Raw genomic sequence first — 16,112 nt, 5'->3', positions numbered from 1 at the left:
TTAAATTCCCTCCATTGTGAGTTCTCAAATTTTATTTGAAAGGGACTAGCTCTTATTTAATCCCTGAGTAAACAAAAGCTTTTACAATTTGCTTGGAGCAAAATAAGTAGACGATAAGAATAGGAACGACCAATACAACGTTGCCGGCCATAATAATGTGCCAGTTGCTTATTCCTTCAGTCTCCCGGAGCATCGCAATTCCTACAGTCAACGGGCGGATGGAAGCCGAATCTGTCATTATTAAAGGCCAGAAGTAATCATTCCAATGACTGACAAAGCTGAACAGAGCTATAGTTGCTAATGCAGGCTTGGACATAGGAATCATGATTTGACACATAATTTTGAACTCACTCGCGTTATCCAGTCTGGCCGCCTCAACAATTTCCTGTGGAATTTGCATAAAATATTGACGCAGCAGGAAGATGCCGAATGCGCTTGACATAAAAGGGATAATCTGAGGCAATAGCGTCTTGCTGATTCCCCAATCCGCCATCATTAAGTAAACCGGGATGAAGGTAATCTGACCCGGAATCATGAAGGCGAGCAGTACCATGCCGAACAGCATATTTTTCCCGCGAAACTTGTATTTGGCAAAGGCATACGCCGCAGGAATCATTACAACCAGCTGGATGATGATAATGGAGATCGTAATGATTACAGAGTTTTTAGCATATGTCAGAAAAGGGCCCGCACTCATAGCCTGTACAAAATTAATCCACTGCGGCGATGCTGGAATCAGGGTAGGCGGGAAGGATAAGGTCTCCCGAAAAGTTTGAAGAGAGGTGGATATCATCCATAGAAACGGGAAAATGAAAACCATTAAAATAATTACTTTCAATAAAAAGTCCCTGGTCAGCCTCAAGTATTTGAATTCATATGTTTTCAAGTACGAATTCCCCTTTTGAGTGGTCCGAATGGCCACCTATTGATAATGTACTTTTTTGGACAACACTCGGAAGTATACAAAGGTTAGCAGTCCGATGATCGCCATCAGAACCACTCCAGTAGCAGCCGAATAGCCTATATTCGTTGTCCTGTACCCAAAGATATAATAAACAATCGTGCTTGTTGCATCATTGGGGCCCCCGCCTGTCATGACCTGAACCGTGTCAAAAACCTTAAAGGAGCCGATAGTCATAATAATCAGGATAAAAAACAGCTGCGGTGAAATAAGCGGTAATGTAATCTTGTAAAATACTTTAAACCTGCTGGCGTTATCCAATGCTGCGGCTTCATATATGGTGGGGGATATGCTCTGAAGCGCAGCCACAATAATCAAAGTGTAATAGCCGATGCCCTGCCACACCGATACAATAATGACAGATAGCAGAGCTGTATTTGAGCTTTGCAGCCATTGGGATGTTGGCAAGCCCAAAGACTTGAGCAGAAAGTTGAGCATCCCGTGGTTAGGCTCCATAAGCCACAACCATACTAGTGAAATAGATACTATGGAAACGATATGAGGCGTGAATATACCGGCTTGAATAATTGCATTAAACCGGGTCCTTTTGGAGAGCCACACCGCTATAAGCAATGACAAGATCAGCGTCAGGCTTACTACACCGACTGTGTAAAGCAGCGTATTCGTCAATGCCTTGTAAAAATCGGCGCGAGTAAAAATTTGGGTAAAATTATCCAGTCCGATGAACTTGTTTTTGGCTTTATTCATCAGGTTGTATTTAAAAAAGCTTAAATAGATTAAGTAAAGGATAGGGTACATAACAAACATACAGATGCCTGCCATAGCCGGAGCGATCATAATATAAGGACGGACAGATTCCCAAATTGTTTTTTTATCCATTCCGATGCCCTCTCAGCACATCCAAATATTTGCGGTAATGAATGTGATCCTCACCTATACGGGTTTCATCCGCTCCGAAGAAATATATTTTTGCTGCCGCTACTCCGATATGCACCCTTTGATCGACCGAAAACGGATCTTCGATACATTTGATCATGAAAGAATGACGGTCTGTTCTTACTTGATAAAGAGTTTCAGAGCCAAGCATCTCCCTCGTAGCTATGACTCCACTAACGGAATAATGTAGTCCGCCGGGTTCATCGGACAATACCGCGCTTTCTGGACGAAATCCGAATTTTACCCCATCTACCCCCAAATCTCCCACATTCATCGGCGGAACTCCAATAAACTGAGCAGCGAACAGGTTGTTAGGCTCATGATAGATGACATCCGGCGGAGCCTCTTGTTGAATAAGCCCTTGATTCATCAGAACGATCGTATCCGCCATAGACATAGCTTCCACTTGATCATGAGTAACGTATACGAAGGTGGTACCGAGCTTTTTGTGGAGTTCAATCAGTTCAAGGCGCATCTGCGCTCTGAGCTTGGCATCCAGATTGGACAAAGGCTCGTCCATTAGAAACACGGATGGTTTCTTGACCATAGCGCGAGCCAGAGCAACACGCTGACGCTGGCCTCCGGATAAAGTGGATGGCTTGCGGTCCAGATAATCTTTCAACCCGACTGTAGAGCTTATACTTTCTACCAGCTGTATTCTCTCCGCTTTGTCTACCTTATTGTTTATTAATCCAAATTCGATATTTTCACGGACCGACATTGTTGGGTAAAGTGCATAGTTTTGGAAAACCATAGCCACACCTCTTTGACCAGGTGCAGTTCGTGTAACATCCTTTCCATCAATGAACACCGAGCCTGATGTTTGGGGGTCAAGCCCAGCTATCATTCTGAGAAGCGTAGTTTTCCCACAGCCCGAAGGACCTACCAGTACCGTAAATTTTCCATCTTCAATCTTTAAATCCAAATCTCGAATGACGACGCTTTTTTCAAAAGATTTCGTAACACGCATAAACTCAATGGATGCCAAGAGTAATCCCCCTCCTCTTCCTTATCACATTCAAACCGTTACAACATTAATTCCCCATTCTTGAAATGGCTTGAGGTCGAAGTCGGATGCTTCTTTCCCGGTAATCAATGTGTGAATCGAACTATTGGGTGCCACTGAATGGAGCGATAGCTTGCCGATCTTACTATCATCCGTAACCACGATAATTTCTCTGGCTGCTTTTATCATGCCCTGTTTAGCAGGGACCAATTGAGCCTCAGGATGCATTAGGCCATGCTGCGGATGCAGGGCAGGGGTTCCGATAAACGCCTTCTCCACATGCAAAGACTTGAGCACATAATCCGTGAACATGCCGTTGAGCATATAACTGGATGGATACAGCTCTCCCCCGGTCAAGATCACCTTAACACGCGGGGCATCGCGCAGCTCTGCAGCGACGTTCATATCATTGGTAACCACAGTAATATTCGAGCGATGAACCAAATTTCTCGCGATATGCAGCGTAGTTGTCCCGGAATCGATGATTATATTTTCTCCATCCTCTACCAGGCTTGCTGCCATTTGACCGATTCTCATCTTTTGCTCCAGGCACTGATTGGTTCTTTCGTTAAAAGGAGGCTCGTCATGCGTCCATTGCTCAACAATGACTCCGCCATGTGTCCTCTTCAGGAGACCTTCTTGTTCAATTTCAGTAAGGTCTCGTCGGATCGTAGCCTCATGTACATTAAATTCCTTGGCAAGCACTGCGATTGTCGCTGTGCGATACTGCCTAACATATTCCACAATTCGCATTTTTCTTTGTACCGCTAACAAAAATATCCCTCGCTTTGTAAAAGTGTATGGAGCTGCTCGCGCATTTCCTAATTAATCTGTAGGTTTAATTGTTCATTATAAGCCCTTAAAAGAGTGAACCGATTGGGACGAACCTGATGGGCTTCGCGCAAGCTGCGCTCCAGCAGCTCCTTGCTCACCGGGAGCTCCTCAACCGATATAGGACCGCCAACTTTTCTCAGAAGCTTACCAAGCGTCTCCCCAGTAGGAATGTCCCGAATCTCCTTGCTGATTTCCTCCCAATTCACTGTGATTGGATCAGGCTTTTCTGCCTCGCTTGTCCAGGATTGATTCTTCCAACCCTCATGGGCGATTCGATGATACAGCTTGGAAATTTCGATGCAAGCAACGCCTACTTTAGCTCCATGCAGCAGCTGCCTGCGCTCAAGTTTGATATACTCCATTTCCCAATAATGGGACAAATGATGCTCAGCACCCGAGGCCGGATGTGATTGGCCTAACAACAGCATGGCGAGACCCGACTCGATCAGCGCACTAATTAAAGTGCGAATCCCTTCCTCCCGCCTGTCAGCGATCAAATCCACATGCTTCACACATTGCTGCAATGCGGATCTGGTAATATCGGCAGCAGCTTGCAAGTAAGGCTCCCCGGCAACTAACGACCCGAATTTCCAATCAAATAAGGATGTATATTTGCCAAGCATGTCACCAAACCCCGCAGCTACCAATGCTTTAGGAGCTTTTACCAGCACATCAAGATCTGCAAAAATAGCGTCTGGCCCAATCGCGGGAATCGTTATCTTCTCCCCTCTTATTAGAATGGGAGCTCCTTTGGAATTAAATCCGTCTACCGAAGGCGCCGTCGGCACGGAGATAAAGGGGATTCCCAATAGGTAAGCCGAGTACCTGACGATATCATGAAGGGTGCCTCCTCCCACCGCAATTACAGCTTCTGCCTCATTTTGTTTAATATCGGCTATCAGTTGAAGCAGGGAAGCTTCATCGGCTATGACGTCACCTTGAGGGTCCGGCTTGATGATCGTTCTATGTACCGATATGGCTGTATTTTCGATGACCTCAACCAGCTTGTTGCCTGCGACCTCGTAGGTTGTTGCATCGGCTGCTATGCTAATCTTCCAGTAGCCTTTGCTTTGCAGATAGGGGGCTACTTCCAGGATAGCTCCTGTATCGATCTTGATCAGATCCAGATCAATGGCTTGAAGTACCCTTTCATCGCAGCCTGCAGCTGCTTTTTTGATTTTAGTTAAAACATCTGTCAACAGGATCGTTCCTTTCTTCCACATGCAATTCAAGCAAATTCAATCATTTAATGTTCGTTTTATTTCTCTATTGCTTGTTTATGTTTGTTTTGATTATATAAATCAAACATTTGGCGAGTATTAAACAGGTATGAATAAATTGTAAACATGAAAGCTCAGGAAATAAGAAAAAGTTTTTATTCGAAGCTCTCTCGATGAAGATACTCGGAATCAACACGAGCTTCAAAGGTAGGTTGCATACCCGATCAGTCACCGATGTGACAATCAGGCGGACGCTCACACTCCTCCGTCCCACACCCATGTCCCCTTTTGACTTCTCTCTGTTTGCGCCGCCCCATCACTTCCCTAACCGGTCTTCGAGCCGTTATACATAATAATGAACACCTTTACAGTGCTCCATGTACATTTAGCTCCACCTCCTTTAGAGAAGAGATCACCTGTATATGACCCTAACAACCGACTAGTACTGAATCCACAGAAGTGAAGGGCAATACGGAAGTCATTGTTCCTCTATAAGCTGGAAAGCCCAAAAAACAGAGGGATAACGGAAGCGCCAGTTCCGTTATCCCTCTGTTTTTATGCATAAATGTCCAATTTGGCCAACATAACGGAATTCCCACTTCCGCTATCTCCTTAGATTAGAGCCGGCTGATGGAATAACGGAACTCTTAGTTCCGTACAAAATCCTCCAGGGCTCAATAAGATAAAAGGAGTCTTAAACTATGAAATCTGCAACCTATCCAGCGCTCCGCATAATATTTGAATCATGGCATCGATCTCTTCCTTGGACACAATTAGTGAAGGCATCAGGCGGATGGTTATCGGCTTGGGGGAGTTAATCAGCAAGCCATCCTTTAAGCATTCGGAGACCAGCTCACTGCCTCTGGCTTCCGGGAGGTCAAAGGCTAGCAGCAGCCCCTTGCCGCGCAGCTGCTTTAGCTGATATTTATGAGCAATATCGCGCAGGCTGTTATACATATAATTCCCTTGCTCTTCTGCATGAACGGAAAGCTTCTTATCTATGATCTCCTTCACTACCGCAAGCCCCACTGCCATGGCCAATGGTTGCCCGGAATATGTGCCTCCCTGGTCCCCAGGTTCAAATATATTATAAGGCTCTTTAACCAATAAGGCTGACAGAGGGAATCCTCCGCCAATTCCTTTTCCTAAAGTCATGACATCCGCTTCGATTCCATAATGTTCATAGGCAAACAACTTCCCTGTTCTTCCGAGCCCCGTTTGTATTTCATCGAAAATAAGCATGAGACCAAACTCATCACACAATTCACGCACTTTGTATAAATACTCAGCATCAACTTCATGAACCCCGCCTTCACCTTGAACAAGCTCTAGCATAATAGCGCAAGTATTGGAATTGATAGCTGCCTGGCATGCATCTATATCATTCAATGGCACATGCTTAAAGCCTGGCACCTTGGGAGCAAATAAAGGTTCCCACTGCTGCTTTCCAGTCGCAGACATCATTGCTAACGTACGTCCGTGGAAGCTGTTAATTATCGTAATAATTTCAAAAGCTCCACCAAGGTTTAACTGACCGTGTTTTCTGGCTAGTTTAATCGCACCTTCATTGGCTTCCGCCCCACTGCTTGCAAAAAATACTCTGTCAAAGCACGAATTATTCGTTAAGAGGCTAGCAAATTCAAGCATCGGCTTGTTGTAAAATGAAGGGCTCGAATTAATTAACATGCCCGATTGCCGATTCAAAGCCTCTCGAACAATCTCGGGTGAATGCCCCAAACAAGTTACAGCCCAACCTCCGATAAAATCCAGATACCGATTGCCGTCCGTATCCCACAAGTACATGCCTTCGCCGCGTTCCATTACAAGCTCCGGGCGTGCTGCAGTAAATAAAATCGATTTCTTTGCTTCATCCATCAGCTGAGAAGTTTCTAAGGCTATTTGTAAACTCATTCCATCACCCCTAATCAATAATGCATAATTATACATTTAAATGTATATAAATACAACGCTATTTATTTTATCCACTGACTTTTCAAAATATTCACAATAAAAAACAGCAGCTGCCGCATAATGCGGTGCTGCTGTCATCATAAGCTATATGATATAGATTTCAGTTCGAGATGTAGAGAAGGGATCGAAGCAGTATTATTCAGTCGCTTCCGCTTCTGAACCGGACTCATCGGATTCGGATTCATCAGCCTCAGCGGACTCTTCTTCGGATTCCTCGGCAGACTCTTCCTCCGAACTGTCAGCTTCTTCCTCTGCCTCTTCGGCCGATTCAGATTCTGATTCCTCACTCTCTTCCTCTGCTGCTTCTTCCTCTGCTTCGATTTCTTCTTCTTCTGCCTCTACTTCTTCAGCCTCTTCGATAGTTTCCTCATCCGACAACAATACTTCTTGTTCTACTGCTTCGATTTCCATATTTTATCCCTCCATTAGTAGCCCGGGCTCTAACCCAAGCCTACTATTATACTATTAGGAGAGTACCCATTTTAGTCCTATAATCTTTTTTATTTTATTATTTATTGACTATCATTTTGTGGTGTTTTAAACATTTATTTTCGTTTCTAATCTTGAAGCAGTGTGATATGATAGTTTTAGTACTTTGTAACCAGTTCTTATAACCTACAAGCTACAACGATAATAGCAAACCTGTCGAAAGTCAGGGACGCAAAGCCTCAGGTCTAAGGGAAATCATTCCTATGACAGCTGGGTTGCCGAAATGCAGCTTTACTTTTTTTTCAGAAAAAGGACTGCTCCAATTCGGGGCAGTCCTTTTTATTCATTCTAATCAGGCAGGGGGAGTTCATTATGCAAGCAAGCTATATCAACCCGTTTTTATCAGCTTCCATCCTTGTAATCGAAACCTTTGTACAGACCAAACCGTCAATCGGCCAGCTTACCGTAAAGAAATTAGAGCTCATGGAGAAACACATTTGGCTAAAAGTCGGAATCGTTGGACATTTCAAAGGTGATGTCGTGTTTGGCTTTCCTGAGCAAGTGGCCTTGAAAATCGTATCTGCCATGATGGGCGGTTATGCAGTAACCGAATTGGACGAAATGTGTCAAAGCGCTATTTCCGAATTAGGGAACATGATCAGCGGTAATGCCAGCACAATGCTGTACAACGACGGAATTCATGTGGATATTACACCTCCAAATATTTTGGGAGATCATCATATTTCCACAGAATGCAAGGTAATGGCAGTCCCATTATCAATAACTGATGTAGGAGATTTTCACATCCATATGTTAATGCCCGGTTAATATCTGAATCTGTTTCAACTATGACCGCTGCTGCATAAACTCAAAGGTTGGATGACTGCTCCGCGGCAGTAGAAGCGGAGGCTTCGCTTTTCACCGGTGCCTGCCTGTTGGAGCTGTAGACAGCAAATCCCAGCATCGTTGCAAGAAGCATGCCGCCTCCCGTATAAAAAGCTGCGGTCAAGCCGAAAGACTGTCCGAGTAGGCCAAACATGGCAGGAGCGGTCATTTGCGATAAACGATTCGTTAAGAGGCGAAGCCCCATAACCTTCCCGCGTTCCGACTCCTTCGTTTCCTCCACCATGATCATAATGGTCACCGGCAAATTCATGCCGATTGAGCTGCCGAGCAGGAAAGTAATTATGCCAATTCCGATAATATGCAAGGAAGCAACGGGAATAAAGATCAGGCATATTGAAGCTACACAGCCAGCGGTGAGCAGAATCGTTTCCAATGTCACCCGTTTCATGAATTGGCCCAATAAAAACCGTGATACCAGACCAGACAATCCCATTAGTGAGATAACTGATGAAATAATAAAGGCCGAATAGCCATGCTCATTTAAATAAAGCGGGATAAAGCTGCCATACAACGCTTGAATGAACATAATCAGAAATGTACCCACAAGCCCAAACTGAACACCCCTGTGCCGGGTTAAGTGAATCCCGCTGATATAGCTGTTCAGCATTTCCTTAGGTTTAAAAAGCTCTTTAGTTTTCGTCAGCTTGCCAGGTCCATCTTGACTCTTGATCAACGAAACAAGGATAAAACAAACCGAGCAAACGATAAACGAAGCGATAAAAGCAGAGCGGTAGCTCCATATGGAAGAACCATAATAGGAAACAACTAGTCCGCCTAATAGCGGCCCAGCCATGTTGCCTACGGAAGACCACATGGAGAAACGGTTGATGTTCTTGTTGCGTTTCGCCTTATCCTGCTCCCCATCCGTAGCAAGAACCTGAAGCGAAGACGCCATGATAATCATACTCGCTCCAAGAAGCACCTGTGAAACAGCCAGTACCAACAGTGTACTACTCCATGACATAATGGCTAATGAAGCCATAAGCAATAAGCATCCTATCTTGGTCATCCGAAAAGGTCCCAAGGTATCGATCATTTGCCCGATAGGCATTGCAATAAACATTGGCAATAAAGACCTGAGTGTTACAATTAATCCAATCAATGCAGTAGAAGCCCCAAGTGCATCTGCATAAAGCGTAAAAAACGGCTGGGCTACCGTCATCACCCCGAAAAACACTCCTCCACCATAAATCCCAATCGCTCGCACCGCTTTTTCCGAATTCACAGCAAGTCACCTTCTTGTCTTCTAATTGTCTCTTGTATTGGTGAGCTTTAGGGGATATCCTAACTTAAGGAGCGGCATTAGTTACCCTATCCTTTTCACTTCTAGAGGTTGTTCAAAAAGCCTCCTTTTTGAACTTGGCTTCTAGTATTTATGAAATTAATAAACTAGCCCAAGACAATGTCTTGAACAATTTGCCGCGCCCGTTATTTATCTTTATTTTATGGCGAATTCGATATCAAGTACATATCCAAAACTGAATGACCTTATTCATTTTTTGAATACCATGCCCACAAAGACGGCTGCAAGCAACATTAATTGGGAAAGTGGCGGTGTTTCATGACCTTCGATCAAATCTTAACCTTCGTGACGGTTTACCGATTAGGGAGTATTTCCAAAGCCGCGGAAAAGCTGTACTTGCCCCAGCCTACGGTTTCACACCGGATCAAGCAGCTGGAAAGAGAGCTGGGCAAGCCCTTGCTCATCCGGGCCCACGGAATAATCAGGCTATCTGAAGAAGGCAGCGCCTTCCTCCCCTATGCACTAAACGCGCTTGCCGCGCTGGACCAAGGCCGTGAGGCAGTGGATCATCTAAAGCAAGGCTTGACGGGCAAGCTTTCATTCGGCTGTGTCAATTCATTTGCCAGTATCATCCTGCCCCCGATTTTGGACAGCTTTAGTAAAGCCTACCCCAACATTGCACTTCAGGTGCTTTGCTGCACAACCCAAGAGCAAATCAAGATGATCAAGAACAAGCATTTTCAATTCGGAATTACGCGTTATACCGCCAATGATCCTGCAATCACCTTTCGGCTGCTGCATTCGCATCCAGTCTATGCCATCGTATCCGAGGAGCATCCTTATGCCGGTCGAGCTTCCCTGAAGCTGCAGGATGTGTTGAAAGAACAGCTTATTCTTTATGAGCCGGAGAGCATGTTTCGCAAAAAAATAGATCTTACCTTCAATGATCTGAACCTGCACTATAATGCGCAGTATGAAACCAATAATTTGCAATTGATTAAACATTGGATCAAAAGTACGCTTGGTATTTTTCTGTCGTTTCCTCTTTACATGCAGGCGGAGATTGAATCGGGAGAAATGTTCGCCATACCCATCGAGCAGAATCCGTTTCCACTTAATCAGCTTTTTCTCATGTACCGGGAAGAAGAATTAAACAGCGTAGATTATTTGTTTTTGCGCCATTTCCAAAAAGCTATGGAGCCTTACCATCCTGTCGACCAAGATGATAACGACTCCACATAATATTATTTAAGGTGCAGGCTGAAACCAATTAAACGGTTTGGTATTGAAGAACAGGTTGGGGTTGGCCTGTATATTATGCGCCCAAAATGTAAAATGCAAATGAGGACCGGTAGAAAACCCAGTAGTTCCTACAAGGCCAATAATGTCACCTTGCTTCACCCGATCCCCTGTTTTAACCTTCAGCTCAGATAGATGCGCATATTGGGAGAACAAGTTCATACCATGATCGATATAAATGGAGTTTCCTGTCAAATACAAACTATCAGCGAGAGCCACTACGCCGTCATTAGTTGCTTTGATAGGAGTCCCCTCCTTTGCAGCAAGGTCTATTGCCATATGGCTGCTGTCAAGCTTGCCGTTCACATATCTTGTGTAACCGTATGGCGTCGTCAGGATACCTTCAATCGGTTGAATAAACGGAGAGGAGGATAAAAATTCCTGCTCGGACTTGCTTCTGGCCAGATCAATCTTCTTCTGATCCTCTTGAATTCTTTTCGTATCCTGTTTCATGCTTTCCATTTGTTTCGTCACTTGTAAATATTGAGTTTCAAATTTCTTCTCCTTGATCGTGAGGGTCTTGTCCCCAATGGGATAACTTCCCGCCTTAGTATTCATGGGGATCGGCAAATAGGTGAAGTAACCGGAACCAAACGGCTTCATCTCATAAGATTTTCCTTGCCATTCCACATTACCGGGAGAACGGTGACGTACAAGTACAATATCTCCTCGAGCTGCCGTTTCGGGCATTAACGTCCACTCCGACTGAATAGCTTTCCGCGCTGCCTCATTGTCGGCATAATATTCCGCTTCCTTCGCTATGGTTCGCAGTCGCAGACTTTCCGTTTCCATCTGCTTCACAAGCTCAGGTGTAACCTGCTGGTTCCAGCTTTTACCACCATCTGTAGTCACCCACAAGGGAGAAGCTCCTTGCTCCTCTTTAACCAACAGCACCCAGCCGATATGCTCGCTTAGAAACTGCGACTTTTTAACCTCAAGCTCTTTCGCTCCAACGGCAATCCGTTGAATGTTGCTAGGCAGGCTCCCTTTGATCCATTGTAAAGCTTCATTCTCGACAGGAGCTGCGGACGTGAGGTTAGATTTGTCAGGTGAATCTGCAGCAACGGTAGCTGTAGTGGTGGTTGCTGTGGTGGTTGCTGTAGTGGTAGCTGTAGTGGTGGAGGCAGCAGACCAGCTCACACCCCCATCGTTGGTTTTCATAATCCCGTCAGAATAAGAGACCCAGCCATTCATAATATCATCCATTTGAAAATCGAGCGCTATTCTTGCCGGTTTGGCAGGTGCGGTTTTCTCTACGGCTTGTGGTGCCTCAGTGCTGCCCTTCGATATAATTAAGCTGTTAGCGAAATTTGGCGCAAGAATAATAATCGACAAGCACGAAGCGGCTGCGATGCCTACTAAGGCGAGCAAATAATTCCTTTTTCGATTGGATTGCGTTCGGTTTCCAGTAGTTTGGCGTCTCATATGTTAATGTTTCCTCTCTTTATTGGTATCGTTCGACATAATTACATCCTATTAAACTCTACTATCTATAGTACGATACCCTACTAAATGATTCCATAACAAAATGTCCTGTTAAAAAGTGAAAGGGACCTCGAATGGCTGTTCATTGGACATTCTCAGGGAAAAGTGACGGATGGGTATTGATTTTGGTGCAGTTCAAGGTTAGGCATGATTGGTTAACAGGAAATCATCCTCCCGTTAATTCCAGGCATCGAGGGACTTTTTTTCAAATAACTGGAAATCCTCCCGTTAATTTTAATGATTTATTGAATTTATTCTAAAAACATATATATTAGCATGACAATTTCCAGTTAAGTTCCTCATTAGGCATGTAATGGAGGAATTAGCTCCAGAAATTCCAGTTAACCATTCGCTACCGCCCGTCGAAAATGCATTCGAGCTTTAAAAGCCTTTTCTTGTGAGCAAAAAGTCACAATTCGTTTTAGTGAAATTCAAATTTCTATTTGACGAAGTTGAGCAAATCCATGTTTAATATGGGGCAAGCTTCGTACACCCCATATGAATAAGCCAAAATAGAGGAAGTAATTATCCGCTATGGCATGGAAAGCACAACAAATAGAAAGATTGCGGAAGATCTGCTTCCGTTATCTCTCTATTTGTTGCATATTACTCATCATTCGCCGCTAATAGCGGAGTTCCGACTTCCGCTATCGTCTTAAATTGGCAGCGGCAGATGGAATAACGGAAATCTCTGTTCCGTTCAAGAGCTATAGAGCAAATAGCTACTTCTCCGCTATCCGAATATAAAAAGGAACTCCCCTGATGATTGAATACGTATAGATCTCAAAATTTAGATATGTTAAAAACTTAGAAAGGGCAACCCTGCTTCATACTTTGGTGCTGAAAAGAACTTAAACTTTCTGGCTAATTTATCAAAAAAAAGCTAAACCCCAAAGTAGAAAATCTACCTGACGAAGCTTAGCTAGTATTACTACCTGCTATGTTTTTCATTAAAGCTCTATACTATTTTACCACCTTTATTCATCTCTCAAGAAGCTCTATACCAACTTTCCACCCTTATCCTTCTCGCATGAATCTCTATACCAACTTTCCACCCTTATCCTTCTCGCATGAAGCTCCATACCAACTTTCCACTCTTATCCTTCTCACATAAAGCTCCATATCAACTTACCACCCTTATTCTTCTCACATAAAGACTCTATACCAACTTTCCATCCTTATCCATCCCACATAAAGCTCTATACCAATTTACCACCCTTATCCTTCTCACATAAAGCTCCATACCAACTTTCCATCCTTATCCATCTCACATAAGAGCTCTATACCAATTTACCATCCTTATCCATCTCATAGAGCCTTGTTCCCACATAGCCCAGTTTCCTCGATACGGTTAATGCAGCTTCTGTAATGCTTTTCCCGAGAGTGATGATACGGTTCTCATCGGTTTGAGCATATAAAGCGGCAAAACCGAGCGCAGCCGTAGCGTTATGAGTCCAATCGTAAATAGCAGCCGATACACTGATAACATCGCAGTCATTCTCTCGGTTATCAATAGAATAACCTCTTGCCCTTGTATGATTCAATTCGACCATCAGCGCGTCAAACCTTGTAATGGAAAATTCCGTTTGAGGAAGCAGCGCTTCCCCTCCAGTAATTTGCTTTATCCTTGCATCTGAATAAGCTGCCAGAAGAGCTTTACCTAAGCCTGTGCTGTGCATCGGGGCTCTGGAGCCGAGCTGCGTCCTCGTTCTTACGGAAGTTAGTGGCTCTACTTGATCCAGATAAACCAAGCCGCCGTTATCCTCCATCCCAAGTAGAGCGGTTGCCCCATGCTCATCGGCCAACTGCTGCATAATAGGACGGGCAATTCGGTGAAGATCACTTCCAGTCAAGTAGGAAACTCCAACCTGGTACAATTTCAAACCAAGCTTATATGTCTTAAGACGCTCATCATCGACTTCCAAAAAGCCTTTACTCGTTAACGTCTGTACCAGCTCGAAAGCACTGCTCTTCGGGATGTCCAAGCCATCGCAGATTTCCGTTAACGTCAGCGGGGCATTTCGACTTTGTATCAGACAAAGCAGGTCTATGGTTCGTGCTGCAGATTTGTTTTCTTTGATCATTTATGATTTCACGGCTCCCGCAGTCAAGCTCGAAATAAAATATTTCTGCATAAATAAGAACAAAATCGTCAACGGAACGGATGCTACCAAAGAAGCGGCCATGAGATCGTTCCACACAATTTTATACTGTCCGATGAGCTGCCCGATACCAATAGGCACCGTTTTGTTCGTCTCAGTCGTAATTAGCACCAAGGCGAAAATATACTCATTCCAGCCAGCAATAAACGAATAAATAGCCGTCGCTGCAAGCCCAGGCAAGGTCAATGGCAATATAATTTGCCAAAAAATACGCAGCTTACTGCAGCCGTCAATAGCAGCAGCGTCGTCAATCTCCTTGGAAATGGTATTAAAATACCCCATCATCATCCAGGAGCAGAACGGAATCGTAAACGAGATATAGGTGAGCACCAACCCCGCCAAGGAATCCAGCAGCCCAATCATCGACATAATTTTGTAAAAAGGAATGAGCAGCATAATAGAAGGAAACATCTGGGTAACCAGTAAGAAGGTTAAAAAGGCGCCTTTTCCTCTAAAATGAAACCTAGATGCCCCAAACCCGGCTAATGTTGAGAAGAACAGCGACAGCACCGTAGCAAAAGCAACGGAAACCAGACTATTGTAGAAGTAACTGCTGAACGGATAATCCGTCCATAACCTTGTGAAAGCCGCGAATGTCACCTTCTCAGGCAGCCATCTTGGAGGGATGGAGAAAATATCGCTTTCCGCTTTCAATGAAGTTGAAACCATCCATAGCACCGGAACAATAATAAGTAAGCAGGCAACAATCAGAATCACATAGATGATCGCCATCAGCATCGTATTTGGTTTCCTATTTGTCATCATCTCTTAGCAGCCTCCTGTACAAGTAGCTAATCAATAAGCAAATGATGAAAACAAGAACAGCTGTCGCTGATGCACGGCCAAACTGGAACTGCTCGAAGGCCTGTTTAAAAATATCGATGCTGAGCACACTGGTCGCGTCAACCGGACCGCCTGATGTGAGCAAATAAATAATTGTAAAATGCTTGAACCACCAGATTGTCTCCAGGATGAGAGTAACTAACAGCACGGGCATAAGCCCGGGTATCATGACATTACGAATCGATTGCCAGGCATTGGCACCATCAATCTCCGCCGCTTCATACAGATCCTGTGAGATGGACTGCAGTCCCGCCATAATCATAACAAGTACAAGCGGGAAGCCCTTCCAGATCGCAGGAATAGCAACGCTGAACAACGCGAGATTAGGATTGCCTAACAAATCCAAGGGCTCCTTGACCCAATGAAATTCCATCAGGTAATAATTGATTAACCCATACAGAGGATTATATAGCCACTTCCATATTAGGGCAACGACAACCTCGGGGAACAGCCACGGCAGCACTAGAATGGCCCGAAATACAGCCCTTCCTTTGATATTCATACTTAACAGTATGGCCAGAACAAAGCCAACTATAAAATTGCCTGCAACCACAAGCACAGTAAATTTCAAGGTGATATACAGTTTTTTCAGAAACCCGGGATCCGTCAGTACATCTTTATAATTGATCAGCCATTTGAAGTCGTATTTATTGAGCAGATTGGTTTCATATAAACTGATGACCATTCCATATACGAGCGGATAAGCAATAAGAGCAAGCATGATCAGGATAGCAGGCAGCGCAAAATATAACCCCGCCCATTCGCCCCGTAAGGTATGCCGTTTCAGGGAAATCCCCCCTTGACCGTTGGTGGTTGAGGGGAAATGTCCTTGGACAGGCGGTTTCCCCTCTGGCAA

14 protein-coding genes and 1 riboswitch are annotated in these 16,112 nt (G+C 44.4%); of the genes, 2 read left to right on the top strand and 12 right to left on the bottom strand.

Translation table 11 applies throughout. The features are described 5' to 3' along the window. Positions 1–52: 52 nt before the first annotated feature. From ACFQ0C_RS14430 to ACFQ0C_RS14400, 7 genes are all read right to left on the bottom strand, one after another. The gene (locus tag ACFQ0C_RS14430) at positions 53–820 is read right to left on the bottom strand and encodes a carbohydrate ABC transporter permease (protein WP_379367958.1); all 768 of its coding nucleotides are present in this window, start codon (positions 818–820) and stop codon (positions 53–55) included. Between the two features lie 102 nt (positions 821–922). Continuing rightward, positions 923–1,801 carry a carbohydrate ABC transporter permease gene (locus ACFQ0C_RS14425; RefSeq protein WP_379367814.1) on the bottom strand — a complete coding sequence of 293 codons (879 nt, stop codon included), beginning with the start codon at positions 1,799–1,801 and terminating at the stop codon, positions 923–925. Next, positions 1,794–2,846 (bottom strand): ABC transporter ATP-binding protein, encoded by a 1,053-nt coding sequence (locus tag ACFQ0C_RS14420; protein WP_379367813.1) that lies wholly within the window; start codon positions 2,844–2,846, stop codon positions 1,794–1,796. Before ACFQ0C_RS14420 ends, ACFQ0C_RS14425 begins: the two co-directional genes overlap by 8 nt. Before the next feature lie 30 nt (positions 2,847–2,876). Further along, the gene (locus ACFQ0C_RS14415; protein WP_379367812.1) at positions 2,877–3,638 is read right to left on the bottom strand and encodes a DeoR/GlpR family DNA-binding transcription regulator; all 762 of its coding nucleotides are present in this window, start codon (positions 3,636–3,638) and stop codon (positions 2,877–2,879) included. Positions 3,639–3,685: 47 nt separating this feature from the next. Next, positions 3,686–4,897 carry a sn-glycerol-1-phosphate dehydrogenase gene (locus tag ACFQ0C_RS14410; protein ID WP_379367811.1) on the bottom strand — a complete coding sequence of 404 codons (1,212 nt, stop codon included), beginning with the start codon at positions 4,895–4,897 and terminating at the stop codon, positions 3,686–3,688. A gap of 720 nt (positions 4,898–5,617) precedes the next feature. Further along, positions 5,618–6,829, bottom strand: a complete 1,212-nt coding sequence (locus tag ACFQ0C_RS14405) for an aspartate aminotransferase family protein (RefSeq protein ID WP_379367810.1) — start codon at positions 6,827–6,829, stop codon at positions 5,618–5,620. A gap of 195 nt (positions 6,830–7,024) precedes the next feature. Next, positions 7,025–7,300, bottom strand: coding sequence for a hypothetical protein (locus ACFQ0C_RS14400; protein ID WP_258212594.1), 276 nt, complete (start codon positions 7,298–7,300; stop codon positions 7,025–7,027). Between the two features lie 214 nt (positions 7,301–7,514). Continuing rightward, positions 7,515–7,601: riboswitch (cyclic di-GMP riboswitch) on the top strand. Between the two features lie 89 nt (positions 7,602–7,690). Between ACFQ0C_RS14400 and ACFQ0C_RS14395 the strand changes: the two genes are divergently transcribed. Then, on the top strand, positions 7,691–8,146 hold the full coding sequence (locus tag ACFQ0C_RS14395) for a chemotaxis protein CheX (RefSeq protein WP_258212593.1): 456 nt from the start codon (positions 7,691–7,693) through the stop codon (positions 8,144–8,146). A 40-nt stretch (positions 8,147–8,186) separates the two neighbouring features. Here ACFQ0C_RS14395 and ACFQ0C_RS14390 read toward each other — a convergent pair whose 3' ends face one another. Then, on the bottom strand, positions 8,187–9,449 hold the full coding sequence (locus ACFQ0C_RS14390) for an MFS transporter (protein WP_258212592.1): 1,263 nt from the start codon (positions 9,447–9,449) through the stop codon (positions 8,187–8,189). 336 nt (positions 9,450–9,785) lie between these two features. Between ACFQ0C_RS14390 and ACFQ0C_RS14385 the strand changes: the two genes are divergently transcribed. Then, entirely contained in the window at positions 9,786–10,709 is a 924-nt protein-coding gene (locus ACFQ0C_RS14385) for a LysR family transcriptional regulator (protein WP_379367809.1), read from the top strand. Between the two features lie 6 nt (positions 10,710–10,715). On the opposite strand, the gene ACFQ0C_RS14380 is transcribed toward ACFQ0C_RS14385, so the two are convergent. The 4 genes from ACFQ0C_RS14380 to ACFQ0C_RS14365 all read right to left on the bottom strand — a co-directional run bounded on the left by ACFQ0C_RS14380 (position 10,716) and on the right by ACFQ0C_RS14365 (position 16,112). Beyond that, on the bottom strand, positions 10,716–12,191 hold the full coding sequence (locus ACFQ0C_RS14380) for a peptidoglycan DD-metalloendopeptidase family protein (RefSeq protein WP_379367808.1): 1,476 nt from the start codon (positions 12,189–12,191) through the stop codon (positions 10,716–10,718). A 1,340-nt stretch (positions 12,192–13,531) separates the two neighbouring features. Next, the gene (locus ACFQ0C_RS14375) at positions 13,532–14,335 is read right to left on the bottom strand and encodes an IclR family transcriptional regulator (protein WP_379367807.1); all 804 of its coding nucleotides are present in this window, start codon (positions 14,333–14,335) and stop codon (positions 13,532–13,534) included. After that, a complete protein-coding gene (locus ACFQ0C_RS14370; protein WP_379367806.1) occupies positions 14,336–15,178 on the bottom strand; it encodes a carbohydrate ABC transporter permease in 843 nt (280 codons plus the stop codon). After that, positions 15,165–16,112: a carbohydrate ABC transporter permease gene (locus ACFQ0C_RS14365; protein ID WP_379367805.1), complete on the bottom strand. Its 948-nt coding sequence runs from the start codon at positions 16,110–16,112 to the stop codon at positions 15,165–15,167. The genes ACFQ0C_RS14370 and ACFQ0C_RS14365 overlap by 14 nt, the downstream gene beginning before the upstream one ends.

This window comes from Paenibacillus sp. GCM10027630, from assembly GCF_042676305.1.
Lineage (GTDB): Bacteria > Bacillota > Bacilli > Paenibacillales > NBRC-103111 > Paenibacillus_S.
The sequence above is the reverse complement of the archived record's forward strand: the minus strand, read 5'-3'. Positions and strand labels throughout refer to the sequence as shown.

What these genes read in the sequence shown, in the direction of transcription:
- ACFQ0C_RS14430 (WP_379367958.1), bottom strand. Translation starts at nt 820, where the DNA reads ATGGTTTTCATTTTCCCGTTTCTATGGATGATATCCACCTCTCTTCAA.
- ACFQ0C_RS14425 (WP_379367814.1), bottom strand. Translation starts at nt 1,801, where the DNA reads ATGGATAAAAAAACAATTTGGGAATCTGTCCGTCCTTATATTATGATC.
- ACFQ0C_RS14405 (WP_379367810.1), bottom strand. Translation starts at nt 6,829, where the DNA reads ATGAGTTTACAAATAGCCTTAGAAACTTCTCAGCTGATGGATGAAGCA.
- ACFQ0C_RS14400 (WP_258212594.1), bottom strand. Translation starts at nt 7,300, where the DNA reads ATGGAAATCGAAGCAGTAGAACAAGAAGTATTGTTGTCGGATGAGGAA.
- ACFQ0C_RS14395 (WP_258212593.1), top strand. Translation starts at nt 7,691, where the DNA reads ATGCAAGCAAGCTATATCAACCCGTTTTTATCAGCTTCCATCCTTGTA.
- ACFQ0C_RS14385 (WP_379367809.1), top strand. Translation starts at nt 9,786, where the DNA reads ATGACCTTCGATCAAATCTTAACCTTCGTGACGGTTTACCGATTAGGG.
- ACFQ0C_RS14380 (WP_379367808.1), bottom strand. Translation starts at nt 12,191, where the DNA reads ATGAGACGCCAAACTACTGGAAACCGAACGCAATCCAATCGAAAAAGG.
- ACFQ0C_RS14375 (WP_379367807.1), bottom strand. Translation starts at nt 14,335, where the DNA reads ATGATCAAAGAAAACAAATCTGCAGCACGAACCATAGACCTGCTTTGT.
- ACFQ0C_RS14370 (WP_379367806.1), bottom strand. Translation starts at nt 15,178, where the DNA reads ATGATGACAAATAGGAAACCAAATACGATGCTGATGGCGATCATCTAT.